This is a genomic window from Sphingosinicella microcystinivorans, assembly GCF_027941835.1.
GTDB lineage: Bacteria > Pseudomonadota > Alphaproteobacteria > Sphingomonadales > Sphingomonadaceae > Sphingosinicella.
Map to the genome: position 1 here is coordinate 4437456 of NZ_CP116005.1, position 24285 is coordinate 4461740.

Consider the following 24285-nt stretch of genomic DNA (forward strand, 5'->3'; position numbering starts at 1 on the left):
ATTTTAGGCAGTATCAGTGCACAATCTCCAGAATCACGCTTGATATTTCGAAAACCCTCGGGCATCTCGAATCACGATGGCGCCGCGGAGCAGCAACGCATCCGCGTGTCGCAAGGAGTGCGGATTGCACGGACAGGCTTCGGGAAACACCATGAAATCATTGGGACAATTCATCGACGGCGCCTACGAGGACGCGGGCGCAAACCGCTTCGACGTGATCGACCCCGTCACCGGCGCGGTCGCCTACACGACGTATGAAGCGGGCCGCGATCAGGTGGACCGCGCCGTCGCCGCGGCGCGTGCCGCCCTGTCCGGCCCGTGGGCGCGACTCTCCGCGGCGGAGCGCGGCGCGATCCTCCGCAAGCTCGCGAACCGCATCGCCGAACGCTCGGAGGAGTTTCTCCGCGCGGAGGTGCTCGACACCGGCAAGCCGGCGGATATGGCCTCGCACCTCGACATTCCCCGGGGCGCCGCGAACTTCAGCTTCTTCGCCGACACCGCGCCGATGGCGATGGGCGAAGCCTTCCCCGCGCCGACGCCGGACGGCCGCGGCGCGCTCAACTACAGCCTGCGCACGCCGCGCGGCGTCATTGCCGTGGTCTGCCCGTGGAACCTGCCGCTGCTGCTGATGACATGGAAGGTCGCGCCGGCGCTCGCCTGCGGCAACACCGTGGTGGTGAAACCCTCCGAGGAAACCCCCGCCACCGCCACGCTGCTCGGCGAGGTGATGAACGAGGTCGGCATCCCCAGGGGCGTCTTCAACGTCGTCAACGGTTTCGGCGCGGGCTCGACCGGCGAGTTCCTCACCAGCCATCCCGACATCGACGGCATCACCTTCACCGGCGAAACGGTGACGGGCACGGCGATCATGAAAGCCGCGGCGGACGGCATCCGGCCGGTGTCCTTCGAGCTTGGCGGCAAGAACGCCGCGGTCGTCTTCGCCGACTGCGATCTCGACCGCGCCATCGCGGGCACGATGCGCTCGGCGTTCCTCAATTGCGGGCAGGTCTGCCTCGGCACCGAGCGCGTCTACGTCGAGCGCCCGCTGTTCGATGCGTTCGTCGAGACGCTCGCCGCGCAGGTGAAGACGCTGAAGCCCGGCGATCCGTGGGACAAGGCCACCAACTTCGGCCCGCTCATCTCGGACGTGCACCGCCAGAAGGTGCTCTCCTACTACGCGAAGGCGAAGGCCGAAGGCGCGACCATCGTCACCGGCGGCGGCATTCCCGACATGCCGGGCAATCTCGCGGGCGGAAGCTGGATCGAACCGACGATCTGGACCGGGCTTCCCGAAAGCTCGGCCGTGATTCAGGAAGAGATCTTCGGGCCCTGCTGCCACATCGCGCCGTTCGACGCGGAGGACGAGGCCGTCGCGCTTGCGAACGCCAGCCCCTACGGCCTCGCCGCCTCGCTGTGGACGGGCGACCTGTCGCGCGCGCACCGCCTTGCGCAGCGCATCGAGGTCGGCACGCTCTGGATCAACAGCTGGTTCCTGCGCGATCTGCGCGCGGCGTTCGGCGGTTCGAAGAAATCGGGCATCGGACGCGAAGGCGGCCTCCACGGCCTCGATTTCTATACCGAGCAGCGCAATGTCTGCATCCATCTTTAGGGCCGCCTTTGGGGCAGCAGCAGCAGCGGCGTGCCTGCTCGCCGCCGCGCCCGCAGTCGCGGCGGAGATGCCGCAGCCGAAGGTCACGTTCCTTTACCCCGGCCCGCACGGCACGATCTTCGACCGCGTCTGCAAGGAATGGCTGCACCGCGACACGAATCCGGCTGACGTCGAGGAACTGCTCGCGCGCAAGGCCGAATTCGAGGCCGCGTGGGAAAGGACCGGCAGGGAGTATATGCGCCTCGCGCTCGAAGCGGCCGGGCGCCCCTACCCCTATTCGGAAATCCAGGCGACGCTTTCGGTCTGCGCGCCGGATTCGATGGCGTTCCCGCTCATCATCCGCATGAACGATTTCCTCGCGTCGAACACCGACTATTACGTGCACGACTTCGCGCTGCTCGCGTTCCACGAGCTGATGCACCACTATGCGCAGGCGATCGAGCACAGGTCGCCGATCTTCGCGAAATACGCCGACGTCCCCTTCTCGATCCGCGCGCACATCCATGTCGTTGCGTTCGAACGCTATGTCCTCGAAAAGACGGGCCGCACCGAACAGCTGGCGAAGCTGCGCGACTATTACGCCGCGCGCGAGACGCCGACATATATCCGTGCGTGGGAGATCGTCGATAAGGAAGGCGTCGCCGCCGTCGTCGCCGATGCAGGAGTAAGACCGTGAGCAGCAGCAACCCCGTCATCGCCGCAGCGGACGCGCTCTCCGCCGCCGCCGCGTCCGGCACCCCCTGCGCGCCCGTGAAGGACGGCATCGCCGCGCTCGGCATCGACGGCGCCTATGCCGTGCAGTCCGAGCTCACGCGCCGCGCGCTCGCCGGTGCGCGCACGCTTGTCGGGCGCAAGATCGGCCTCACCTCGAAGGCCGTGCAGACGCAGCTCGGCGTCGACCAGCCGGACTACGGAATGCTGTTCGCCGACATGGAGATCGGCGACCACGAGATCATTCCGCTCTCGCGCTTCCTCCAGCCGCGCGTCGAGGCCGAGATCGCGTTCGTCATGGACCGCGACCTCGACGACGCCGAGATCACGCTCGGCAGGCTCATCCCGGCGATCGCCTTCGCGCTTCCGGCCATCGAGATCGTCGACAGCCGCATCGCCGACTGGAAAATCTCGATTCTCGACACCATCGCCGACAACGCCTCCAGCGGCGCCTACGTGCTCGGCGGCTCGCCGGCGAAGATCGCGGACCTCGACCTCCGTCTCTGCGGCATGTCGATGGAATTGAAGGGCGAGCCCGTCTCGGTCGGCTGCGGCGCGGCCTGCCTCGGCAATCCGCTGAACGCCGCATTGTGGCTCGCGCGTCGCATGGCCGCGCTCGGCAGCCCCCTGAAGGCGGGCGACGTCGTGCTGTCCGGTGCGCTCGGCCCGATGGTTCCCGTGACGCCGGGCGCGAGCTACACCGCGCGCATCAAGGGCCTCGGCAGCGTCGCCGCGCATTTCGGGGAGAAAGCATGATGACCGTCGACACCCAGCGCATCGGGCTGTTCCTCGACAACGCCGCGCGCACGGCGACCGCCGTGCCGCAGTTCACCGGCGACGACACGTTCGATCTCGACGCCGCCTACCGCATCCAGCAGGCGAGCATCGCCGCGCGGCTGCAGCGCGGCGAGCGCATCGTCGGCATGAAGATGGGCTTCACCAGCCGCGCCAAGATGGTGCAGATGGGCGTCTCCGACATGATCTGCGGGCGGCTCACCGACGCCATGCTCGTGGAGGACGGCGGCAGCATCCGCATGGCGGATTTCGTGCACCCGCGCGTCGAGCCGGAGATCGCCTTCCTGCTGAAGCGGCCCATTCGCGGCAAGCTGGCGCCCATGCAGGCGATGGATGCCGTCGAGGCGGTCGCGCCCGCGCTCGAGATCATCGACTCGCGCTACGAGGCGTTCAGGTTCTCGCTGAGCGACGTCGTCGCCGATAACAGCTCGTCGTCGGCGTTCGTGGTCGGCGCGTGGAGCCGCGCGGACAGCGACCTCGACAACCTCGGCATGGTGATGAGCTTCAACGGCCGCGCCGAGGCGATCGGGTCGAGCGCCGCGATCCTCGGCCATCCGGCGCGCTCGCTCGCCGCCGCCGCGCGCCTCGCCGACGAACGCGGCCTCGAGCTCGATGCCGGGTCCATCGTGCTCGCGGGCGGCGCGACCGCCGCGAGCGCGCTCAGCGCCGGTCTCCACGTCTCGCTCGAAGTCCAGACGCTCGGCTTCACCGGTTTCTCTGTCTCGGAGTAGCGCCATGCCCATCGTTCAGGTGAACATCCTCGAAGGCCGTTCTCAGGAGGCGAAAAGCGATTTCGCGCGCGCCGTCACCGACGCCGCCGTGGAGCATCTCGGCGTCCAGCCCGCGCAGGTCCGCGTTCTCATCAACGAGGTCGCGCCGCAGCACTGGTTCACGGCGGGCGCGTCGAAGGCCCCGGCGGCCTGAGCATGGCGACGGTCGCCGCCCCCGCCCGTTCCGGCCCCGTGCTCAGCCGCAAGGCGCGCATCCGGCTGTTCTGGCTGAAGCTGCACCGCTGGATCGGCCTTGCCACGCTCGTCGTGATGGCGGCGTTCGGCATCACCGGCTCGGTGCTCGTCTGGCCCGATACGTTCGATGCTATGCTGAACCCCGGCCGCTACACGAACGCCGACGCCTCCGGCTTCGTGCCCACGGAAGCCTTCCTCGACAAGGCCCGCGCCGCGCTTCCCGCAGGCGACCGCGTCAGCGGCCTCCGCGTCACGGAAAGCGGCGCGGTGATGGTCGCGGGCGACGTCAACGGACCGCCGCCCGCGGGGCTCGGGCCGCCCAGCCGCGCGCAGGTGTGGCTGCACCCCGAGACCGGCACCGTCCTCGATACGAGCGCAGGCGCGGGCGGCTTCATCTGGGCGATGCACGCGATCCACGGCCACCTGCTGCTCAAGACTTTCGGGCGCGAGGCCGTGGCGCTCTCCGGCGTCGTCCTGCTTGTCACCTCGGCGATCGGCGTGTGGCTGTGGTGGCCGGGCCGCCGCAATCTCCTCCGTGCGCTCGCGTGGCGGAAGCAGTATTCGAAGAGCATGAACCTGCATCGCCAGACCGGCGCCGTGCTTGCCGTCGTCATCATCCTCGAGGCGGCGACCGGCACGTGGATCGCGCTTCCCCGCCTGTTCGGCCGGCTCGTCGAGCCGAGCGCCGAGGCGGCCCGCGCGCCGACGGAAGGCCCGCCGGTCTCCGCGCCGATGGCCCGCCCCGCGCTTTCGGTCGATGATGCCGTCCACCGCGCGGCGGGTGCGCTCCCGGGCGCGGGACCGCTCGTCACCGTGTTCACGCCCGGCGAAACAGATCCGGTCTGGGCGGTCGGCCTCCGCACGCCGAGCGGCCCCGCCACCGTTCTCGTGGACGACACGGACGGCAGCACCACGGTCCGCGAGGAACCGGCCCCCGGCCGCGCGGAGCGCGTCACCGCCGTGATGGAGGCGATCCATTTCGGTCATGGCCCGGCCATCTGGACGATCATCGTCTTCGCATCGGGCATCGTGCTCACGCTGCTGTCGGTGACGGGCCTGCTGATCTGGCTCCAGGAGCGCGCGCGCCGGATGCGGCGGGCCGCGAAGGCATGACCGCGGCGCCCCCGGCGGATGCCGAGCGGCGGCTGCGCATCGCGGGCCGCGCCGTCGCGCGCGCCGGGTTCATGCACGCCTACGGGCACTGCTCGCTGCGCATCGACGCCGACCATTTCCTCGTCTCGCCGTCGATGCCGCTCGGCCTCGTGCCGCCGGGCGAGCCCTGCCACCTGCTCCGCATCGACGCGCCGCTTCCCGAGAACGTGCTCGGCGAGGTCCGCATCCACCGCGAGATCTACCGGCGGCGGCCGGACGTCGCCGGTATCGTCCGCTCCATGCCGCCGCACGTGATGACGCTCGCCGCGCACGGCGCGGTGCCCGTGCCGCGCCACGGCTTCGGCGCCTATTTCCACCCCGCGCCCGAACTCTGGAACGACATCCAGCTCCTCCGTTCCGACGACGCGGCCGCAAGGCTCGCGGACCAGCTCGGCGAGGGGCGCGCCATCCTGATGCGCGGCAACGGCGCGGTCGTCGCGGGCGGCTCCATCGAGGAGGCCGTCGTGCTCACCTGGTATCTGGAGGACATGGCGCGCGTCGATCTCGCCGGGCGCGCCGCCGGCCTCTCCGGCGCGCCCGCGCCTGACGCCGCGGCCTGCGCTGCGCGCGCGACGTGGGCGGGTGCGATCCGCGAACGCATGTGGGCCTATCTGACGGTGGACGATCCCGAATATCGTTCCTAAAAGCGGCGAATGGTCAGAAAACCATTCGCCGATTTCGATCTCGCCTTCACCGCCGGCCATCTTCTCCGCCGCTGCCACCAGCGCTCGCACGAGCTCTTCAACGAAACCATGGCGGCCTTCGGCCTCACCCGGCAGCAGACCGCGCTCCTCATCGCGCTCCTGCGCCAGCCGGGTGCGAGCGTTCAGGAGCTTGCAGACATCACCGGCACCGATCGCAACACGCTCGGCGGCATCATCACGCGCCTCGTCGCGAAAGGCCTCGTCGATCAGCGCCGCTCGGAGCGCGACGCCCGCGCCTACGAGCTTGAGATCTCGCCGCAGGGCCTCGCCATGCTGCGCGACATGGAAGCCGGCGTGAAGCTGGTGCAGGAGCAGATTCTGGCGCCGCTCGACCCCAAGGAGCGCGCCGCGTTCATCGGATACGCCCGCAAGCTCGCCGGTCTCGCCTGAACGTCCCTATACCAGCGCGGCGAACGGCGTCATCGCCTCCGCGACGCGGGCGGCCGCATCGCGCAGGCGGACGGGCACGGGGGTCCGGGAGCGGCGCGGCGGCCGGTTTCCGGAGCCGGACACCGAAATGGCGAAGGTGACGGGCGCCGCTGCCGTCCGGACGGGAACGGCAAGGCAGGTGAGCCCGGAGACGACCTCCTCGTCGTCCACCGCATAGCCTTCTTCGCGGATGCGGTCGAAGGCCTGCCGCAGCGCCGCCGGGTCCGTGATCGTGCGCGGCGTCAGGGCGATGAACGGCCCGCTCGCCAGATATTCGGCCTGATCCTTCTCCGGCAGATGGGCGAGCAGCACCTTGCCGATGCCGGAGCAATAGGCCTCGAGCTGGATGCCTTCGCGCGTGAACAGGCCCGGCTCGCCGCCTTCCTTGATCAGATACGTCACCATGTTGTTTTCGAGGCAGCCGAGATGCGCCGTGAGCCCCGTGCGCCGCGCCAGCCCGGCGAGCACCGGCCGCGCGGCCTCCGCGGCGGCGGCGCGCGCCGAGACGCTCCCGCCGAGCGCCAGAAGCGCCGGGCCCGCGACATAGTGGCCGCGCCGTACCCGGTGCAGATAGCCGGCTTTCGCCAGCGTCGACACGAGGCGGTGCGTGGTGGCGATCGGCAGCCCGAGGTCCTGCCCGAGATCGAGCACCGACCGCGCGCCCTGATCGCGCGCGGCGGCGGCGAGCAGCGCAAGCCCGCGCTCCAGCGCAGCGACGGATGGCATTCCTTTTTTCATCTGACGGAAAATAGCGGCCTTGCGTTCCTGTGCGCAACCGCAGCTTGCGCCTATGGTCGGGAACAGGAAACAGGAGAGCCGACCTTGGGCAAGGATTTTGAAGGAGTGGCCGCGCGGCTGCGCGACGCCTATTCCGGATCGGTGCTTCCGCCGCTCCGCGACGTGCTGGAGCCGAACGACGCGGACGGCGCCTATACCGTTCAGGCGATCAACACGCGCGTCTGGAAAGCCGCGGGACGCCGCATCGTGGGCCGCAAGGTGGGGTTGACCGCGAAGGCGGTGCAGCAGCAGCTCGGCGTCGACCAACCCGATTTCGGCGTCCTGTTCGACGACATGGAGATTGCCGACGGCGGCGTGATTCCGCCCGGACGCCTCATCCAGCCGAAGGCGGAGGCGGAAGTCGCCCTGATCCTCAGCGCCGACCTCGCTGGACCCGACATAGCGCGCGCCGATGTCGAGGCGGCCGTCGCCGAAGCCGCCGCCGCCATCGAGATCGTGGACAGCCGCATCGCCGACTGGAAGATCACCTTCGCCGATACGGTCGCCGACAACGGCTCCTCGGGCATGTTCGTGCTCTCCCCGGCGCGCAAGGCTCTTACCGGGCTCGACCTGTGGACCTGCGGCATGGCGCTCGAGGTGAACGGCGCGCTCGCCTCTCTGGGCGCGGGCTGCGCCTGTCTCGGCCATCCGCTGAACGCCGCGACATGGCTCGCGCAGACGCTCGCGGCGCGCGGCGAGCCGCTCAAGGCGGGCGACATCATTCTCACGGGCGCGCTCGGCCCGATGGTTCCCATCGGCCCCGGCGACAGCGTGCGCGCCACCATCGGCGGCCTCGGCGCCGTTTCATTCAGTTACGGAAAGGAAGGCGCATGAGCGCGAAGGTGAAGGTCGCGATCATCGGCTCGGGCAACATCGGCACCGACCTGATGATCAAGGTGATGCGCCTGTCGGACACGCTGGAAATGGGCGCGTTCGTCGGCATAGACCCGGAATCGGACGGGTTGAAACGCGCCGGGCGCCTCGGCGTGCCGATCACCGCGGGCGGCATCGACGGCCTCATCGCCATGCCCGAGTTCGCAGACATCGCTATCGTGTTCGACGCCACCTCGGCGGGCGCACACGCGAAGCACAACGCGGTCCTGCAAGCCCACGGCAAGCGGGTGATCGACCTCACGCCCGCCGCCATCGGCCCGTTCACGATCCCGCCGGTGAACGGCGACGCCAATCTCGACGAGCGGAACGTCAACATGGTGACGTGCGGCGGTCAGGCGACGATCCCGATCGTGAACGCCGTGAACCGCGTCGCGAAGGTGCATTACGGCGAGATCGTCGCGTCGATCGCGTCCAAGTCCGCCGGACCCGGCACGCGCGCGAACATCGACGAGTTCACCGAAACCACGAGCCGCGCCATCGTCGAGGTCGGCGGCGCGACGCGCGGCAAGGCGATCATCATCCTCAATCCCGCCGAACCGCCGCTCATCATGCGCGACACGGTCTATTGCCTCGCCGAAGACGGCGACACGGCGGCGATCGAGGCCTCCGTCGAAGAGATGGTCGCCGAGGTGCAGAAATACGTGCCCGGCTACCGCATGAAGCAGAAGGTGCAGTTCGAGCACATCGGCTCCAACCGCCCCTTGCGAATCCCGGAGATGGACGGCGAGTTCACCGGCCTCAAGGTGAGCGTGTTCCTCGAAGTCGAGGGCGCCGCCCACTACCTCCCCGCCTACGCGGGCAATCTCGACATCATGACCTCCGCGGCACTGAAGACCGCGGAGAAGATCGCGCTCAGGATGCGCGAAGGAGTTCCGGCATGACCCTCGATCCCACCCGCGACAAGCTCTACATCCAGGACGTGACGCTGCGCGACGGTATGCACGCCATCCGCCACCAGTACGGCCTCGACCATGTGCAGGCGATCGCGAAGGCGCTCGACCGCGCGAAGGTGGACGCCATCGAGGTCGCGCACGGCGACGGGCTTTCGGGCAGCTCGTTCAACTACGGCTTCGGCGCGCATACCGACTGGGACTGGATCGGCGCCGTCGCCGAGGTTCTGGAGCACAGCGTGCTGACGACGCTTCTGCTGCCCGGCATCGGCACGATCCACGACCTGAAGCACGCCTACGATCTCGGCGTGCGCTCGGTGCGCGTCGCGACGCACTGCACCGAGGCGGACGTCGCCAAGCAGCACATCGAGTATGCGCGCGGGCTCGGCATGGACGTCTCCGGCTTCCTGATGATGAGCCATATGTCCGAACCCGAGCCCCTCGCACAGCAGGCGAAGCTGATGGAGGACTACGGCGCGCACTGCGTCTACGTCACCGACAGCGGCGGCGCGCTGACGATGGATCAGTATGCCGCGCGTCTTCAGGCCTACGACCGCGTGCTGAAGCCGGAGACGCAGCGCGGCGTCCACGCGCACCACAACCTGTCGCTCGGCGTTGCCAACTCGATCGTCGCCGTGCAGAACGGCGCGGTGCGCGTCGATGCGAGCCTCGCGGGCATGGGCGCGGGCGCGGGCAACGCGCCGCTCGAAGTGTTCATCGCCGCCGCCGACGTCTACGGCTGGAACCACGGCTGCGATCTCTACGCGCTGATGGACGCCGCCGAGGATCTCGTCCGCCCCTTGCAGGACCGCCCCGTGCGCGTCGACCGCGAGACGCTGACCCTCGGCTACGCGGGCGTCTATTCGAGCTTCCTGCGCCACGCCGAAAGGGCTGCCGCCGAATACGGCCTCGACACGCGCGCGATCCTCGTCGAGCTTGGCCGCCGCAAGATGGTCGGCGGTCAGGAGGATATGATCGTCGACGTCGCGCTCGACATGCTCAAGGAAAGCGCCGCCTAGATCGCGACGACGATGCGCCCGCGCACCTTGCCCTGAAGGATGTCGCCCGCCGCAGGGATGACATCTTCGAGCGCGATCTCACGGATCATGCTTTCGAGCTTCGCGGGATCGAGGTCGCGGGCGAGGCGGCTCCATGCCTCCTCCCGGTCCGCGCGCGGCGCCATGACGCTGTCGACGCCCGACAGCGTCACGTTGCGCAGGATGAACGGATAGAGCGTCGCCGGAAGGTCGATGCCCTGTGCAAGGCCGGTCGCCGCGACGATGCCGCCGTAGCGGGTCTGCGCGCAGACGTTGACGAGCGTGTGGCTGCCCACGGTGTCGATCGCCCCGGCCCAGCGTTCCGCCTGCATCGGCGCGCCCGGCTCGGCGAGCGTATTGCGGTCGATGATCTCGGCCGCGCCGAGCGCCTTCAGATAGTCGGCGCCTTCCGGCCTGCCGGTGGACGCCGCGACCCGGTAGCCGAGTTTCGAAAGCACCGCGATGGCGACGCTGCCGACGCCGCCGCTCGCGCCCGTCACGATGACCTCGCCGTCACCCGGTTTGACGCCGAGCTTTTCCAGCCGGAGCACGCAGAGCATGGCGGCGTACCCCGCCGTGCCGATCGCCATCGCCTGCCGCGTCGTGAAGGCGTCCGGCAAGCGGACGAGCCAGTCCCCGTTCACACGCGCCTTGCCCGCAAGCCCGCCCCAATGCCGCTCGCCGACGCCCCAGCCGTTCAGCACCACGCGGTCGCCCGGCTTCCAGTCCGGATGGTCGCTCGCCTCGACGACACCGGCGAAGTCGATGCCCGGCACCATCGGGAAGCTCTGGATGAGCGGGATCGCGCCGGTGATGGCGAGCCCGTCCTTGAAGTTCACCGTGGAATATTCGACGCGGACGGTGACGTCGCCCGCGGGCAGGTCGCCGTCCTCCAGCGTGGCGATGCGCGCGGACTGTCCGCTTTCGCCCTTGTCGATGATGATGGCCCTGAACATGCGGCGAAGCTCCTATGATTTCCGGAAGCGGTCGGCGAGCGCGCGGCCGTTCAGCAGGCCCCACGGGATCAGGAGTCCCGTCTTCGCCTTGTAGTCCGCCCAGCCGGGATGGCGGGAGATGGCGTGGTCCTTCTGGTACATGCGCGGCAGGAAGGTGGAGACGGTCGCGTAGATCACGATCGCCCACGCGATCCAGTGCTGCGCGAGCAGCGCATAGGCCGAATAGATCATGATCTCGCCGAGATAATTGGGGTTGCGCGTGTAGGCGTAGAGCCCGCCGGTGAAGAGGCCCGAGCGGTACTTCAGCGTGAAGTGCCGCTGGCCATCGGCGGCGATCATGGTGACGACGCCGAGCGTGTGGAGCGCGATGGCCGCGGCGAGCAGCGGTCCCGACGGGTCGACGTGCCGCGACAGGAACAGCCACGGGATCAGCCAGTACCACGCGACCAGCATCACGTACATGTTGACCGCGCCCCACCACGCCGTCGTGCGGTCGAGCTGGTGATCGCGGAAGCCGAGGTCCTTGATCAGCCAGCAGTAGCCGTAGCAGCCGTGCAGCGCGAGATAGACCCACGCCGCGTCGCTGAAATTGTCCGTCGCGCGCATCATCGCGAAGATGATGAACACGGTGAAGATCTTGTGCAGGTTCACCGCCGTGGCGACCTTGATGCGCGGGCTGCCCTTCGCCTCGAAGATCAGGTTCGCGTGGATCCACAGCATGAAACGTGCCCATGCCGGTACGGGCTCCCGATCCGTCCCGGTTCCGCCGATTGCCGTGCTCGCCATGATGCCCTCCCTCAGAGTATCTCGTAGGTGCGGTACTGCACGCCGCCGTTCCCCGTGCTGCCCAGCCCCACCGCGCAGATGCCGTTCAGCCACGCATAGGCGGGGCTGCCGGTTTCGAAGACGACGAGCGTGCGGAAATAATAACGCGACGGGTCGACAGGCGCCGCGCTCGCCACGTCCAGCACAGCGGGCAGAAGCGCCGGATCGGCGACGAGGCGCCCCGTGTAGGTGACGTAGACGAGCGCGCCGTCGTCGGTTTCCACCGCGGCGCGCACGTCGAGCGCGATCGAGCCGTCGCCGCGCACCAGCGCCCAGTCGCCGCCGGGCGGCACGAAGCGGCCGCTGATGCGCTCGCCCTTCAGCGTGCCGCCGCCGATCGGGAAGATGGCGCGCTGGCCGCTGGGCGTCGCGCCGATGGTGATGGGCGCGGTGAGCGCGATGTCCGCGTCGTAGAGGTGCCGGTATCGAAGGTCGCTCATGCCGCCGTATAGCCTCCGTCCACGATGAGTTCGCTTCCCGTCATGTACCGCGCATCGTCGCTGGCGAGAAACAGGATCGGCCCCGCGATTTCGTCAGGTGTCGCGAAGCGCCCGACCGGGATGCGCGCCAGCGTCTCCGCCGCGAAGGCCGTGCCCGCGTCCGCCGCCATCGTGCCGATCGCCTCGGAGACCAGCAGCGTGTCGGTGTAGCCGGGGTGCATGGAATTGACGCGGATCGGGTAGCCCTGCCGCGCGCAGTGCAGCGCCGCGTTGCGCGTCAGCAGCTTCACCGCGCCCTTCGAGGCGTTGTACGCGGCCAGAAGCGGCTCGCCGACATTGCCCGCGATGGAGGCGACGTTGACGATGGCCCCGCCCCTCTCCTTCATCGCGCCGATCGCGGCCTTGGTGCCGAGGAAAACGCCCTCCACGTTCACCGCCATCGTGAGCCGCCAGTCATCGAGCGTCGTGTCCTCCACCGATGCGATGCGCGCGATCCCGGCGTTGTTCACCAGGACGTCGAGCCGGCCGTGACGCGCGAGCACATCGCCGATCAGCCGCTTCCAGCCCGCCTCGCTGGTCACGTCCTGCACGGCGGCCTCGACGGCAAGCCCCTCGCCGGAGAGGCGCGCGGCCTCGGCCTCCACCTCCCCCGACCGGACATCGGTGATCACCACCGCCGCGCCCTCGCGCGCGAAGCGTTCCGCGGAGGCGAGGCCGATGCCCCGCGCCCCGCCGGTGACGACGACGACCCTGCCTTCGAAACGCCGCATGACCGCCTCCCGCCTCAGAACCGCGCCGTCACTTCGACGCCGTAGGTGCGCGGCGACGCGCGGTTCAGGTAATCGAGGCCGAACACGTCGATGTTGAGCCCGTAGGTGTAGTAGAACTTGTTGGTGAGGTTCTTGCCCCAGACGCTGATCGAGACATTGTCCATGTCGTAGGTGAGGCGGCTGTTGAACAGCCAGTAGCCGGGATTGCCGCAGGCGATGGCCGGGCCCGCCTGCCGGATGTTGAAGCCGGGCGCCGGCGCGTCGCACGGCGACTGGCCGTAATCCTTGAACGGGTCGAAATAATATTTGCCCATGTAGGAGGTGTCGCCGCGCAGCGTCAGCGTGCCGTTGCCGATCTCCGCCACGTCCCAGTCGAAGCCCGCCGAGAACGTGATCTCCGGCGCGTTCGGGAACGGGTTGCCGTTGACGTTGCGCGTCGGGCTGCTCGGGTCGGTCGGATCGAGCGTATTGCCCTTGTACTTGCTGTTGAGGAGGCCGAGCGAGGCGTCGAAGCGCAGGTTGCCCAGCGCCTGCCACGCCAGCTCCGCCTCGCCGCCGTAGAGGCGCCCGTTGGCGCTGCGCGTGAAGGTGGTGGCGCCGATCACCTGCGTCACCTGGTGGTTCGAGTAATCGTAGTAGAAGCCCGCGAGGTTGAGCTGCACGCTGCGGTCGAACAGGCGGGTCTTCAGGCCGCCTTCGTAGGCGTTCACCTTCTCGGGCTGGATGTAATAGACTTGGTTTGTGCCCTGATAGGCGAGGCCGTTGAAGCTGCCGCTCCGGTAGCCGCGGCTGTAGTTCACATAGCCCATGATGTCGTCGGTGAAATCGTAGCTGACGTTGATGCGCCCCGTCAGGCGGTTCGCCTTCTCGCGCTGGCTCACCGCGGGCAGGTTCGGGTTGTACGGGAAGCTGTAGGGGATCGTGCTGGCGACGATGGTGTTGCCGCCGAGATCGTAGAGGATGGTGCGGCCGTTCGAGTATTTCACCTTGTCCATCGTGTAGCGAAGGCCGACGCTGATGTTGAGCCGGTCGGTCACGTCGAAGCTGACATCGCCGTAGATCGCCTTCGAGGGCCGCGTGATCGTGTAGTATTGATCGCCGAGGATCGGGCTGAACGGCGGCGCGCCCGCCGCGCGGCACGCCGCCGAGAAGGCGCCGCCGAAGCCGCCGCCGCCGCTGTTGTCGATGGCGATGTCGGTGAGCAGCGCGACGAGCGAGCGCGCGTCGAGGAAGCCGTTCGGATTCACCGTGACCGGCGCGCAGAAGCCCGGGTCCTCGGGCGTCAGCGTCGGGTCGAGCGCGAACCCCGGCAGGATGCCGATCGAATCCGGCGTCGCGATCGCCGGGTTACTGTAGGTGTCGGGGAGCCCCGCGCCGAGCAGCAGCGGCCGCAGCACGCCGAAGAAGTCGATCTCGTTGTGCGTATCCACCTTGTCGCGGCCGTAATAGAGACCCGCGATCACGTTGATGCGGTCCCCGTCGTAGGTCAGGCGGAGATCCTGGTTGAAGTTCTCGCTCTGCGAATTGTAGCGCAGCGAGCAGACGTCGTTCGGCGAGCCGTCGCAGTCGAACGGCGAGTTCCGGTACTTGCCCTTGTCGTAGCCGGTGATCGAGGTGAGCGTCAGCGTGTCGCTGACGTCGTAGGCGATGGTGAGCGCGACGCCCTTCGAGGAGCTGTAGTATTTGCCGCCGGCGTCGGAGGCGACCTCGTTGCGCCCCAGCAGCCGCCCGCCGAGCGCCGCCTGCGGGTCGTAGCGCGAATAGCCGAGCGCGTCCCGGCCGCCGCTCAGCTGGCCTTCCGAATAGGCGATCGCCGCCCACGGATCGTCCTTCGAGGCGTAGCCCTTCACGGTGATGTCGAGCGCGTCGGTCGGCTTGAAGCGCACGGTGATGCGGCCCGCGATCGAGTCCGTGGTGGCGACGTCGCGGTTCTGGATCGGGTTGAACATGAAGCCGTCGCCCTTGGAGCGGGTCCCGGCGACGCGGATGCCGAGCACGTCGGGAACCAGCGTCGCCTCGAACGCGGCTTCGGCGGTCTTGGTGTCGTAATTGCCGTAGCCGAGCGTCAGATGGCCGTCCATGCCGTCGAGATCGGGGCGCTTGGTGAAGAAGCTGATCGCGCCGCCCGTGGTGTTGCGGCCGTAGAGCGTGCCCTGCGGCCCGCGCAGCACCTCGACGCGGTCGAGATCGTAGAGTTGCTGGCCGTGGCTGGCGCGGAAGCTCTGGTAGACCTCGTCCACGTAGACGCCCACCGGCGATGCGGTGGAAGCGGTGAATTCGTTCGCCACCGAGATGCCGCGCAGCGAGAAGTTCGGCTGCGTCTTGCCGTAGGGCGTCGTCACCTGAAGGTTGGGCATCGTGCCCATCAGGTCCGAGGTCTCCGAGATGCCGCGCGCGGCGAGATCGTCGCCGGTGAGCGCCGAGACGGCGACCGGCACGTCCTGAAGGTTCTGGCTGCGCTTCTGCGCGGTGACGACGATCTCCTCGAGACCGCTCGTCACGTCGGTCGCCGTGTCCTGCGCCAGCGCGGGCGCGGCCATCGCGGTCGAAAGCAGTAGCGCGATCAGCTGCGTCGTTTGCGTTTTCCTGTCCATGTGATCCTTCCCCTATGATCGTTCGTGCGGACAAAACCTCCCTGCTCCCGCCGGGAGGCATCCGGCGGGTCGCATGGTCTCGATTGGTCGTTGGGGCTTCAGCCCCGCGCGTTATCGCGCCCTGCGATCACGTCGCCTGCGCCTCCCAGCTGTGATACCCGTGTTCGGCCCACGCATTCAGGATCGCGCGGGCGCCGAAGGCCTTCGCCGGCGACTGGAAGCCGGCGGCGAGCAGTTGACCGCGAAGGATGCGGCGGCACCCTTCCGCCGCGAGCAGGCCGGTCTGGATGTAGGGCGAGTTCCCGCGCAGCACGACCGACACGCCGGTGGTGTTGCCGCGCCCGATGCAGGAGATCACCGAGCGGTTCACGTCCGGGTTCTCGCGATCGGGCTCCACCTGCGTCAATTGCCCGCCGAGTTCGTTGCAGATGCGCTCCTGCTCGGCGTCGGGCAGATGGCGATAGTCCTTCTCGAAATTCTCGAGCGCGGCGATCACGGCATCGAACATCAGCTGGTTGCGGAAGCCGACGAGCGTCGAACAGTTGCTGACGCGGGCATCGCCTTCGTACCACACCGGCTCGCCGCCGCCCGCCCACGGCAATGCCCGGAACAGCCGATGCGAATCCGGCGCCTTCACGAGATAGGACGTCGCCATCGGCCACTGCACGAGCTTCCGGTGCTCGATGTAATATTGCGGCCGCGTGCACATGCGCAGGAACGACTTGGTGGAGGCGACGCTGGTCGCGGAGTCGGCGAGGTAGAGGATGTCGAGCGAGTCGATGCCGGGCGTTTCGAGCGCGATCTCGGCCGCGATGTTCCCCGCCGCCCACATGTAGGACGTGGCGGGCGCCACGAGGAGGCCCCGCGCGGCGAACTTCGCGCCGTAGGAGTCCCGCACGTGGCGCATCCAGTCCGCCTCGCCCGTGGTGTCGAGATAGTGGCAGCCCGCATCGAGCGCGGCCTGCACCACCGGATCGCCGAGCTGCATGAACGGCCCGGTGACGTTGTAGACGACCTTCGCCCCCGCGAAGAGCTTGCCGAGCGAGGCCGCATCGTGCGGAACCGCGCGGCATTCGAAGCTTGCGCCCTTCAGCTCCGGCACGCGCGCCATCTGCTCCTCGAGCCGCTTCTGGTCGCGGCCCGCGGCGATGAACGGAATCCCCGCCTCCGCGAGATGCCACGAGATCAGTTTGCCGGTGTAGCCACTGGCGCCGTAGACGATGACAGGTGCGCTCATTGCGTCGCTCTCCCCAGAGTGATTGTGGTTGGCCCCGATGGGCCGAAGATAACGGCATCCGGTGCGCCGAGCATCGTGACGAGATGCCGGTCCTGCGGTTTTTCAGAGGCGGTCTTCGGAATCTCGCTGACGACCTGCACCAGCGAGGGCATGGCCGCCGAACCGATGCGCTGACGGCAGTGCGCGAACACGGACAGCGGATCGAAGTCCCCGGCGGGCACGATCGCCGCGACGACCTCCTTCTCGCCGGGCGCGTTTTCCGCCGTGGCGGCGCCGTAGACATGGACGTCGCCGACGCCCTCCATCGCCGCGATCTCCGCCTCGATCTGCACGGCGTTCACGAAATCGCCGTTGCGGCGGATCGCGTCGCCCGCGCGGTGCGAGAAGAACACCCAGCCGTCCGCGTCCTTGAAGCCGATGTCGCCGGTGCGGAACCAGCCGCCGCGCGTCTTCGCCGCCGACGCCTCCGGGTTGCGGAAATATTCGACCGGGGGCGTGTCGCCCCCTTCGGGCCGAAAGCACATTTCGCCGAGGGCGCCGGGCGGGCATTCGCGGTCGTCCTCGTCGAGGATCGCGCAGATCGTGCCCGGAGGCGGCTTGCCGATCGAGCCGACGGGGCCGACGCCCGGCAGGTTGATGGTGAGCCCGCCCTCCGCCGCGCCGAAGAACTCCAGCACCTCGACGCCGAAGCGTGCCTCGAAATCGCGCCACATGCTCGGCGGCATACCGGCGCTCAGCACCATGCGGACCTTGTGCTGCCGGTCGCGCGGCGACGGCGGCTCCGCGTAGATCGCCACCGCCATGCCGCCGAGCAGGTTGAACACCGTGCAGCCGTAGCGGGCAAGGATGTCCCACAGCCGGGACTTCGAGAAGCGGCGGCTGACCACCAGCGGAAGCTGCATGGAAAGCGCATTGCCGAGCGTGATGAGCTGCGCGTTGGCGTGCGTGAACGACAGGCCGGTGTAGAGCCGGTCGTCGGGGCGCACCTGGAGCAGCGATCCGAACGAGGCCACGGCAGAGTAACGGGCGTATGGCGCGAGGATCGCCTTGGGATCGCCTGTCGTGCCCGACGTGTAGAGCATCTGCATCGGCCGCGCGAGGTCGGTGCCGGGATCGGCGGGAAGCGCCCCCGCCCCGGCGAGCGCCTGCTCCAGCGTGGCGACGCGGACGCCGGGCACGGGCGCCGCCGTATCGCCCAGCACCCACAGCCAGCCGAGATCGGGCACGTCGCCGATCACCTCGGCGAGCGCGGCGAGCGCTTCCGGCGCCACGATGGCGCCCCGGCACCCGGCGAAGCGGAGCATGAACGCCAGCCGCGCGCCGCGCGTCCTCGGGTCGATCGGCACGAACACGGTCGCGGCAAGTTCGGAGCCGATCATCGCATCCACGAACTCGGGATGGTTGGGCATGACGAGCGCGAAGCTGTCGCCGGGCTTCATACCTTCGCCGGCGAGCGCCGCGGCGATGCGCGCGCCGTTTCCGAGCAGGTCGCGGTAGCTCCGCGTCTCCTCGGCGAAGCTGCCGTCCGGCCGGATGTCGACAAATGTCAACATCGCGCCGTCGTGCGCCTCCGCGCCGTCGCGGAGCATCTGCACGGGCGTGCGCAGGTTGGGGGCGGGCGCGTGGTTCACCGCGACAGCACCGTCATCACCAGCGCCGCCGCATCCCGCCCGAGGAAGCCGCCGCCGTTCTCGGCAACGGCGACCCGCGCGCCTTCCACCTGCCGGGCCCCGGCGCGTCCGCGAAGCTGCTCGGTAAGTTCGTAAACTTGTGCAAGTCCCGTGGCGCCGATCGGATGCCCCTTGCGGACAAGCCCCCCGGAGGTGTTCACAGGCACCCGCCCCCCGAGCGCCGTCGCGCCGCTTTCGAGCAGCGCCACGCCCTCATTGCGGGCGCAAAGGCCGAGGTATTCGTAATACATCAGCTCGGCAGGCGACGTGGCGTCGTGAAGCTCGACGCAGTCGATATCCTCCGGGCCGATCCCCGCCATCGCATACGCCTCGCCCGCCGCCCATTCGGTGATGCCCGGTTCGCCCGGCGCAGGATCATAGGCGCTGGCGATCAGCGAACTGCGGACGTGCACCGGATCGGCGATACCGCGTTCGCGCGCGAACTTCGGCGACACGATCACCGCCGCCGCCGCGCCGTCGCCGAGCGGCGAGCACATCGGCAGCGTGAGCGGCGCCGAGATCAGCGGTGCGGCCAGCACGGCGTCGGCATCGAGCACGTCGCGGAACTGCGCGCGCGGGTTGAGGCTGCCGTGCCGCGAGTTCTTTGCGGAGACTTCGGCGAAATGCCGCGCCGTCGCGCCGCTGCGCGCGCTGTAGTCGCGCGCCATGCGGGCATAGATGTCCATGAACAGCGAACGCTGCCGCCCCGGATCGTCACCCGCGGGCCGATCGCCGTCGACGTAGGCGTACAGCTCCTCCGGTTTCTCGGTGTCGACGGCGCCGAGGAACACCGCGAAGCTCTTCGCCTTGTCCTCGTGGAACAGTTTCTCGACGCCGAACGCCAGCACGGCGTCGTGGACGCCGAGCGTCACCATCGTGCACGCCTGCTGGAACGCCGTCGAGGCCGTAGCGCACGCGTTCTCCACGTTCACCACCGGGATGCGCCCGATGCCCATGCCGCGCAGGATCGCCTGCCCCGCGATGCACGCCTGCCCGGTGACGAGCGGTGCGGCGGCGTTTCCCGCCCATGCCGCCTCGATCTCGCGCGCCTCGACGTTCGCATCCTTCAGGGCCTCGCCGATCGCCTCGTGCGCGAGGCTGGACAGGCTGCGGTCCAGATGCTTGCCGAAGCGGGTCATTCCGACGCCGGCGATGATCGCGTTCTGCTTCATTCCATCCCCTTGGGCAAATCTTCCCCGTCGGCCGAAAACCCGTTCGGCCGCTCGATTTCACTTCTGTGTTTCAGCCGTCAGCCGTGCAGAGAATCCGGATCGGCCAGCAACATTCCCCCCTTGATGGCGATGACCTCGTTGCACCCGTCCTCGATCAGAGAGGCGCGGGCGTCGCGGAACAGCTTCTCCATCGGATATTCGCGCGTCAGTCCGTTGCCGCCGAACATCTGCAAGGCATCGCTCGTCACTTCGAGCGCGTACTGCGTCGACGTCACCTTGGAGAACATCGCCGCCTGCAAGGCGGGCACCCCGTTGTTCATGTTGAACGCCGTCACCCGCCGCGCCAGCGCGCGCGAGATCTCGACCTTGCGCGCCATGTGGAACAGCCGCCGCGCGACATCCTGATGCCGGATCAGCGGCACGCCGCCCTGCCGCCGTTCGTGCGCGTAGGCGTGCGCCAATTCATAGGCGGCGCGCGCGCAGCCGGTGAACGTCGCGCCCATCAGCGCGTTCGCCTCGCTGTGGATGGCGTAGACGCCCTTCAGATAGTCCTCGGGCGCGACCAGCAGGTGGTCGATGTCGAGCGTCACGTCGTTGAAGAAGATCTCGCCCTGCGGCAGCGCGCGCTGGCCCATCTTCTCGAGCGGTTTGCCCTTCGACACGCCCGGCGCGTCGAGCGGCACGATCACCACCGCGCCGCGCGCGGGATCGTAGCCGGAGCCGGTCTCGGCCGCGCAATAGAGGATGCAGAGTTCCGCCACCGGGCCATTGGAAACCCACGCCGACTTCTGGCCGTTGATGACGATCTTGCCGTCCGAGATGCGCGCCACGCAATTGGGCCGGTTCGGCTTTCCCGCGGCGTGGGCAGCGTGCCCGCCGGGGTCGATCGAATCGCTGCCCCGGTCGGGCTCCGTGATGCCCCAGCTCCCGATCAGCGACTCAGGGTAGGTGCGGGCCACGAAATCATTGCCGAATTTCGCCGCCATGTAATGCGGCAGCAGGCCAGCGCCTGCGGAGATGGCGAGGCCGGCATCGCCCCAGCCGAGTTCCTCGAACAGGATCGCGAACACGTGCGGCATCTCCTCGGACGAGAAGGACGCCAGCGTCGCCATGTCGATGCCGAGTTCGCCGTAGGCGCGGCGGAATTCCCAGTAGCGCGAGGCCTTGTCCACCACCGCGTCGGCGCTCAGCCGGTCGAGTTCGGTGCCGATCGGCCGCATCACCTTCTCGGCGAAGCTGTGCAGCGATTTCTGGAGTTCGGCGGCAATCTCGGGAAGCGGCGGCTCCGCGCCAAGCTGACCCAGTTTCACGTGCGGGTTCGAATCCCACTGCGCGAAGGGGAGCGGTCCACCGCTGGGGGCGATGTCGTGATCGGCGACGGCAAGCTGATGGTTCACGATCTTCCTCCAAGGTCGGGCCGGACTGATCTTCTGTCATCCATTCCCGATGCTGCGATCAAAACATGAAGCCGGGCATCATTGAATGTCATCTTGTGCCAAGCTTTTGACTTTAACTGCCACACCACGCATGATGCGCCGCGGGAGGCAAGCATGAAGATCGAACTGCTCGGCTCGATGCGTATGCCGAACCAGAGCGTCCGCATCATGCGCGCGGCGCTGGACGAGGCCGGGATCAATCCCCTGCCCCTGCTCGCCGATGCCAGTATCCCCCTCACGAGCGCCGACGACCCGCAGGGCGAGGTCTCCGGACTTCAGGAGCTTCGCTTTCAGGAGGTGTTCGCCGCGGCGACACGCGACATCCCCGGCCTGTGGTTCCACACCGGGATGCGTTACCGGCTGATGACCTATGGCCCGCTCGGGCTCGCCGTGCTGTCGGCCGGAACGGTGCACGACGGGCTGAAAGTGCTGGTGGCGTTCCAGGCGCTCACCTACTCGCTGCTGCAATACCGGCTCTACGAGGAAAACGGCGTGCTCGCGGGCATGGAGGCGGACGACGGCAATGTCGCGCCCGATCTTCGCGAATTCTGTCTCGTGCGTTCGCTCGGGTCGGCGACCACCTTCCTCAAGGACATGCGGCAGCCGTTCCCGCTGGCGCGCATCGAGTCGTCCGTCCCGCCGCGCAGTGACGGCATCGACTATGCGGCGGAGCTCGGCGTGCCCGTGGTGTTCGGCGCAGCGGTGACGCGCTGGGTGTTCCAGCCCGGCGCGGCCGACCTCGCGCTGCCGATGGCGAGCCCGCTCCTCGAACAGACCTACCAGCAGCTCTGCGCGCGGCTGATCGAGGAGGCGCAGGTCAGCGACGACATGGTGGGGCGGCTCTATTCGCTGCTCGTCCGGTCGAGCCGGGGCTTCCCTTCGGCAGCGCAGGCTGCCGCGCAGCTCGCGGTCTCGGAGCGCACGCTGCACCGGCGACTCGCGAAGCAGAACCTCGGCTTCGGCGATGTCCTCGATCAGGTCCGCGAGCAGCGCGCCTGCTATCTGCTCGATCGCTCGCATCTTTCCGTCGAGGCGATCGGCGAAATGCTGGGCTTCGCCGAAACGGCGAGTTTTTCGCGGGCCTTCAAGCGATGGACCGGCGTGTCGCCGATCAAGTTCCGGCAGCGCCCCCGCTAGCCCCACGGACTTCCGTTACGGCACGCCTCCGGCGAGGATGATCGCGAGGTGCGCCGCATCGAGGTGCCCGCCCGAGACGATGCACACCACCGGCCCCGGATGATCGCCGGCAAGCGCCGCAGCGACCGGCGCGGCGCCCGCGCCTTCCGCGATCACGTGATGGCGCTCGGCGAGCATCCGCACCGCGGCGGCCGTCTCGGCCAGCGACACCAGCGCCGTACCGGCGACGAGATCACGCACCAGCGGCCACATGGCGGGAATGACGGTCGGCCCGCCCATGCCGGTGATGAACGATGGCGCGAACGGCACCGTCACCGGCTCTCCGGCCGCGAATGCCGCGCGCAGCGGCGCCCCCGCCTCGGTTTCGCTCGCGACGACATCGGCTGCGGAGCCTTGCGCCTTCAGCGCCGCGGCGATGCCGCAGGCGAGCCCGCCACCGCCGTAGGGCACCAGCACCGTGGCAACGTCCAGCAGGTCCTCGAGAATCTCGGCGCCGATCGTGGCGTTGCCGGCGAGCACCTCGCTCTCGACGACGGGATGGATGAACGCCGGATCGGCGGGCGGTTCAGCGAGCATCGCCCACCAGCGATCATAGGCGAACGGCACGACGCTTGCGCCAAATCTTTGCAGCGCCTCCACCTTGCTGCGCGCGGCGGTATCCGGGACATAGGCGGTCACCGGAATGCCGCGCGCTCGGCCGGCATAGGCGAGCCCCTGCGCGAAATTCCCGGCGCTCGCGGTGAACACGCCGTTGCGGATGGCATCACCCCGGCTGAGGAGCGCGTTCGCGGCGCATCGGATCTTGAAGGAGCCGACCGGCTGCAGCGTTTCGAGCTTCAGATAAATATCGTCCCGCGCAGCGCCTTGCAGCCGGATGAGCGGCGTGCGCACGGCAAGGTCGCGGATGCGTTCGCGGGCCGCGTCGATCTCCGCGCGGCCGGGTACGGCGGGACTCATCGCGTCCTCGCCGGTTTCAAGGCGCGGTCCGAAATCATACCCGTCTCCTCTCGAAGATGATCAGAACGGCCTCCGCCGGGGCGGGCAATATGCGCCGCTATTGCAGGCCCGTGATGTGCTGTCCCGCTTCGACATGCGCGGCGAATCCGGCGATGTCGATGTTCGCGCCGCAAACGATCACGCCGACGCGCTTGCCCCGCACGCGCTCGGCGAGCGGCCCCATGAGCGCGGCCGTTGCCGCCGCGGCCGCAGGCTCCACCGCCAGCCGCGCCTCGCGGAACAGGAGGTCCATGCCGGCGCGGAGCGCATCGTCGGAAACCAGCACGATCTCCTCGACCGCCTCGCGGCACAGCCCGAAACTGTACGGCAGCGAATAAGGCGGCCCGAGGCTGTCCGCGATCGTCGCGATCGTCGCGTTCGCTGCGGGCACGCCCTCGGCGAAGCTTCGGCGCATGTTGTCCGCGCCTTCCGGTTCGACGCCGAACACCCGGCAGCCCGGCATGAGCAGCCGGATCGCCGTGGCGAGACCGGCGCAGAGCCCGCCGCCGCCGATCGGGCAGATCAGCACATCGAGCGGCTCGGTCTGGCTCGCCCATTCGAGGCCGATCGTCGCGGTGCCGAGCGCGGTGCGCGGGCCTTCGAAGGGGTGCACGAACGCGCGCCCTTCCTCGGCTTCGATCTGCCGCGCCCGTTCGAAGGCCGCGGCGCCGTCCGCGGCGATCTCCACTTCGGCGCCGAGGCGGCGGCAACGCTCGATGCGCGCCGGATTGGCCGTGGGCAGCATCACCACGCGCGCCGATATTCCCAGCGTCCGGGCGGCATAGGCGGTCGCGATGGCATGATTGCCGGCGCTGACGGCGGTGACGCCGCGCGCCCGCTGCGCCGCATCGAGCGCAAGCATCACCGTCAGCGCACCGCGCGGCTTGAACGTCCCGGTCCGCTGGAACAGTTCGAGCTTCAGGTTGATGCGGGTGTCGGAGCCGAGGCGCTCCCGCAGTTCGTCCGCCTGCCAGTCGAGCGTCGGCGTGGTGACGATGTGGGAGCCCAGCGCCGCGCGCGCCGCGCGAATCGCCTCGATCGTTATCGCAGGATCAGTCATGCCGCGTATGTCGCATTTTTTCCGCCGCG

Annotated in this window: 24 protein-coding genes; 12 read left to right on the forward strand and 12 right to left on the reverse strand. The window is 68.8% G+C overall.

All coding sequences use genetic code 11. The annotated features are described in order from the left end of the window. Positions 1 to 151: 151 nt before the first annotated feature. Genes PE061_RS21230 through PE061_RS21265 form a run of 8 tightly spaced genes read left to right on the forward strand, consistent with a single transcriptional unit; the run spans position 152 to position 6326 of the window. Entirely contained in the window at positions 152 to 1609 is a 1458-nt protein-coding gene (locus tag PE061_RS21230; RefSeq protein WP_271257124.1) for a 2-hydroxymuconic semialdehyde dehydrogenase, read from the forward strand. Continuing rightward, positions 1590 to 2285 (forward strand): hypothetical protein, encoded by a 696-nt coding sequence (locus tag PE061_RS21235; protein WP_271257125.1) that lies wholly within the window; start codon positions 1590 to 1592, stop codon positions 2283 to 2285. The genes PE061_RS21230 and PE061_RS21235 overlap by 20 nt, the downstream gene beginning before the upstream one ends. Next, positions 2282 to 3076: a 2-keto-4-pentenoate hydratase gene (locus tag PE061_RS21240; RefSeq protein ID WP_271257126.1), complete on the forward strand. Its 795-nt coding sequence runs from the start codon at positions 2282 to 2284 to the stop codon at positions 3074 to 3076. The genes PE061_RS21235 and PE061_RS21240 overlap by 4 nt, the downstream gene beginning before the upstream one ends. Further along, positions 3073 to 3846 carry a 2-keto-4-pentenoate hydratase gene (locus PE061_RS21245; protein WP_336297010.1) on the forward strand — a complete coding sequence of 258 codons (774 nt, stop codon included), beginning with the start codon at positions 3073 to 3075 and terminating at the stop codon, positions 3844 to 3846. Before PE061_RS21240 ends, PE061_RS21245 begins: the two co-directional genes overlap by 4 nt. Positions 3847 to 3850: 4 nt before the next feature. Next, on the forward strand, positions 3851 to 4039 hold the full coding sequence (locus PE061_RS21250; protein WP_271257127.1) for a tautomerase family protein: 189 nt from the start codon (positions 3851 to 3853) through the stop codon (positions 4037 to 4039). A gap of 2 nt (positions 4040 to 4041) precedes the next feature. Continuing rightward, a complete protein-coding gene (locus tag PE061_RS21255; protein ID WP_271257128.1) occupies positions 4042 to 5193 on the forward strand; it encodes a PepSY-associated TM helix domain-containing protein in 1152 nt (383 codons plus the stop codon). Beyond that, positions 5190 to 5876 (forward strand): class II aldolase/adducin family protein, encoded by a 687-nt coding sequence (locus PE061_RS21260; protein ID WP_271257129.1) that lies wholly within the window; start codon positions 5190 to 5192, stop codon positions 5874 to 5876. Before PE061_RS21255 ends, PE061_RS21260 begins: the two co-directional genes overlap by 4 nt. 9 nt (positions 5877 to 5885) lie before the next feature. After that, a complete protein-coding gene (locus PE061_RS21265; RefSeq protein WP_271257130.1) occupies positions 5886 to 6326 on the forward strand; it encodes a MarR family winged helix-turn-helix transcriptional regulator in 441 nt (146 codons plus the stop codon). A 6-nt stretch (positions 6327 to 6332) separates the two neighbouring features. Here PE061_RS21265 and PE061_RS21270 read toward each other — a convergent pair whose 3' ends face one another. Beyond that, positions 6333 to 7091: an IclR family transcriptional regulator gene (locus PE061_RS21270; protein WP_271257131.1), complete on the reverse strand. Its 759-nt coding sequence runs from the start codon at positions 7089 to 7091 to the stop codon at positions 6333 to 6335. Positions 7092 to 7187: 96 nt separating this feature from the next. On the opposite strand from PE061_RS21270, the gene PE061_RS21275 reads away from it, so the two are divergent. From PE061_RS21275 to dmpG, 3 genes are read left to right on the forward strand one after another with little or no spacing between them, the layout of a single operon-like run. Beyond that, the gene (locus PE061_RS21275; protein WP_271257132.1) at positions 7188 to 7976 is read left to right on the forward strand and encodes a 2-keto-4-pentenoate hydratase; all 789 of its coding nucleotides are present in this window, start codon (positions 7188 to 7190) and stop codon (positions 7974 to 7976) included. Continuing rightward, positions 7973 to 8917: an acetaldehyde dehydrogenase (acetylating) gene (locus PE061_RS21280; RefSeq protein WP_271257133.1), complete on the forward strand. Its 945-nt coding sequence runs from the start codon at positions 7973 to 7975 to the stop codon at positions 8915 to 8917. Before PE061_RS21275 ends, PE061_RS21280 begins: the two co-directional genes overlap by 4 nt. Beyond that, positions 8914 to 9945, forward strand: a complete 1032-nt coding sequence (gene dmpG, locus PE061_RS21285) for a 4-hydroxy-2-oxovalerate aldolase (RefSeq protein WP_271257134.1) — start codon at positions 8914 to 8916, stop codon at positions 9943 to 9945. The genes PE061_RS21280 and dmpG overlap by 4 nt, the downstream gene beginning before the upstream one ends. Here the strand turns inward: dmpG and PE061_RS21290 are convergent. From PE061_RS21290 to PE061_RS21330, 9 genes are all read right to left on the reverse strand, one after another. Beyond that, entirely contained in the window at positions 9942 to 10919 is a 978-nt protein-coding gene (locus PE061_RS21290) for an MDR family oxidoreductase (RefSeq protein ID WP_271257135.1), read from the reverse strand. The genes dmpG and PE061_RS21290 overlap by 4 nt on opposite strands. A gap of 12 nt (positions 10920 to 10931) precedes the next feature. After that, a complete protein-coding gene (locus tag PE061_RS21295; RefSeq protein WP_271257136.1) occupies positions 10932 to 11705 on the reverse strand; it encodes a methyltransferase family protein in 774 nt (257 codons plus the stop codon). Positions 11706 to 11716: 11 nt separating this feature from the next. After that, positions 11717 to 12184: a DUF3237 domain-containing protein gene (locus PE061_RS21300; RefSeq protein ID WP_271257137.1), complete on the reverse strand. Its 468-nt coding sequence runs from the start codon at positions 12182 to 12184 to the stop codon at positions 11717 to 11719. Further along, positions 12181 to 12954 (reverse strand): glucose 1-dehydrogenase, encoded by a 774-nt coding sequence (locus PE061_RS21305; RefSeq protein WP_271257138.1) that lies wholly within the window; start codon positions 12952 to 12954, stop codon positions 12181 to 12183. The genes PE061_RS21300 and PE061_RS21305 overlap by 4 nt, the downstream gene beginning before the upstream one ends. A 14-nt stretch (positions 12955 to 12968) precedes the next feature. Further along, a complete protein-coding gene (locus PE061_RS21310) occupies positions 12969 to 15548 on the reverse strand; it encodes a TonB-dependent receptor (RefSeq protein ID WP_271257139.1) in 2580 nt (859 codons plus the stop codon). A 127-nt stretch (positions 15549 to 15675) separates the two neighbouring features. Continuing rightward, entirely contained in the window at positions 15676 to 16785 is a 1110-nt protein-coding gene (locus tag PE061_RS21315; RefSeq protein WP_271257140.1) for a saccharopine dehydrogenase family protein, read from the reverse strand. Next, positions 16782 to 18416 carry an AMP-binding protein gene (locus PE061_RS21320; protein ID WP_271257141.1) on the reverse strand — a complete coding sequence of 545 codons (1635 nt, stop codon included), beginning with the start codon at positions 18414 to 18416 and terminating at the stop codon, positions 16782 to 16784. The genes PE061_RS21315 and PE061_RS21320 overlap by 4 nt, the downstream gene beginning before the upstream one ends. After that, entirely contained in the window at positions 18413 to 19627 is a 1215-nt protein-coding gene (locus tag PE061_RS21325) for a thiolase family protein (protein WP_271257142.1), read from the reverse strand. Before PE061_RS21325 ends, PE061_RS21320 begins: the two co-directional genes overlap by 4 nt. A gap of 77 nt (positions 19628 to 19704) precedes the next feature. Further along, positions 19705 to 21024 (reverse strand): acyl-CoA dehydrogenase family protein, encoded by a 1320-nt coding sequence (locus PE061_RS21330; RefSeq protein ID WP_271257143.1) that lies wholly within the window; start codon positions 21022 to 21024, stop codon positions 19705 to 19707. A gap of 153 nt (positions 21025 to 21177) precedes the next feature. On the opposite strand from PE061_RS21330, the gene PE061_RS21335 reads away from it, so the two are divergent. After that, entirely contained in the window at positions 21178 to 22200 is a 1023-nt protein-coding gene (locus tag PE061_RS21335) for an AraC family transcriptional regulator (protein WP_271257144.1), read from the forward strand. 15 nt (positions 22201 to 22215) lie between these two features. On the opposite strand, the gene PE061_RS21340 is transcribed toward PE061_RS21335, so the two are convergent. Both PE061_RS21340 and PE061_RS21345 read right to left on the reverse strand, forming a co-directional pair. After that, complete coding sequence (locus PE061_RS21340) at positions 22216 to 23157, reverse strand: threonine ammonia-lyase (protein WP_271257145.1); 942 nt, start codon at positions 23155 to 23157, stop codon at positions 22216 to 22218. Between the two features lie 97 nt (positions 23158 to 23254). After that, a complete protein-coding gene (locus PE061_RS21345) occupies positions 23255 to 24256 on the reverse strand; it encodes a pyridoxal-phosphate dependent enzyme (RefSeq protein ID WP_271257146.1) in 1002 nt (333 codons plus the stop codon). Positions 24257 to 24285: the final 29 nt, after the last annotated feature.

Coding starts and splice junctions, on each gene's coding strand:
- PE061_RS21230 (WP_271257124.1), top strand. CDS start 152: ATGAAATCATTGGGACAATTCATCGACGGCGCCTACGAGGACGCGGGC.
- PE061_RS21235 (WP_271257125.1), top strand. CDS start 1,590: ATGTCTGCATCCATCTTTAGGGCCGCCTTTGGGGCAGCAGCAGCAGCG.
- PE061_RS21245 (WP_336297010.1), top strand. CDS start 3,073: ATGATGACCGTCGACACCCAGCGCATCGGGCTGTTCCTCGACAACGCC.
- PE061_RS21250 (WP_271257127.1), top strand. CDS start 3,851: ATGCCCATCGTTCAGGTGAACATCCTCGAAGGCCGTTCTCAGGAGGCG.
- PE061_RS21255 (WP_271257128.1), top strand. CDS start 4,042: ATGGCGACGGTCGCCGCCCCCGCCCGTTCCGGCCCCGTGCTCAGCCGC.
- PE061_RS21260 (WP_271257129.1), top strand. CDS start 5,190: ATGACCGCGGCGCCCCCGGCGGATGCCGAGCGGCGGCTGCGCATCGCG.
- PE061_RS21265 (WP_271257130.1), top strand. CDS start 5,886: ATGGTCAGAAAACCATTCGCCGATTTCGATCTCGCCTTCACCGCCGGC.
- PE061_RS21270 (WP_271257131.1), bottom strand. CDS start 7,091: ATGCCATCCGTCGCTGCGCTGGAGCGCGGGCTTGCGCTGCTCGCCGCC.
- PE061_RS21280 (WP_271257133.1), top strand. CDS start 7,973: ATGAGCGCGAAGGTGAAGGTCGCGATCATCGGCTCGGGCAACATCGGC.
- dmpG (WP_271257134.1), top strand. CDS start 8,914: ATGACCCTCGATCCCACCCGCGACAAGCTCTACATCCAGGACGTGACG.
- PE061_RS21290 (WP_271257135.1), bottom strand. CDS start 10,919: ATGTTCAGGGCCATCATCATCGACAAGGGCGAAAGCGGACAGTCCGCG.
- PE061_RS21295 (WP_271257136.1), bottom strand. CDS start 11,705: ATGGCGAGCACGGCAATCGGCGGAACCGGGACGGATCGGGAGCCCGTA.
- PE061_RS21300 (WP_271257137.1), bottom strand. CDS start 12,184: ATGAGCGACCTTCGATACCGGCACCTCTACGACGCGGACATCGCGCTC.
- PE061_RS21305 (WP_271257138.1), bottom strand. CDS start 12,954: ATGCGGCGTTTCGAAGGCAGGGTCGTCGTCGTCACCGGCGGGGCGCGG.
- PE061_RS21310 (WP_271257139.1), bottom strand. CDS start 15,548: ATGGACAGGAAAACGCAAACGACGCAGCTGATCGCGCTACTGCTTTCG.
- PE061_RS21315 (WP_271257140.1), bottom strand. CDS start 16,785: ATGAGCGCACCTGTCATCGTCTACGGCGCCAGTGGCTACACCGGCAAA.
- PE061_RS21325 (WP_271257142.1), bottom strand. CDS start 19,627: ATGAAGCAGAACGCGATCATCGCCGGCGTCGGAATGACCCGCTTCGGC.
- PE061_RS21335 (WP_271257144.1), top strand. CDS start 21,178: ATGAAGATCGAACTGCTCGGCTCGATGCGTATGCCGAACCAGAGCGTC.
- PE061_RS21340 (WP_271257145.1), bottom strand. CDS start 23,157: ATGAGTCCCGCCGTACCCGGCCGCGCGGAGATCGACGCGGCCCGCGAA.
- PE061_RS21345 (WP_271257146.1), bottom strand. CDS start 24,256: ATGACTGATCCTGCGATAACGATCGAGGCGATTCGCGCGGCGCGCGCG.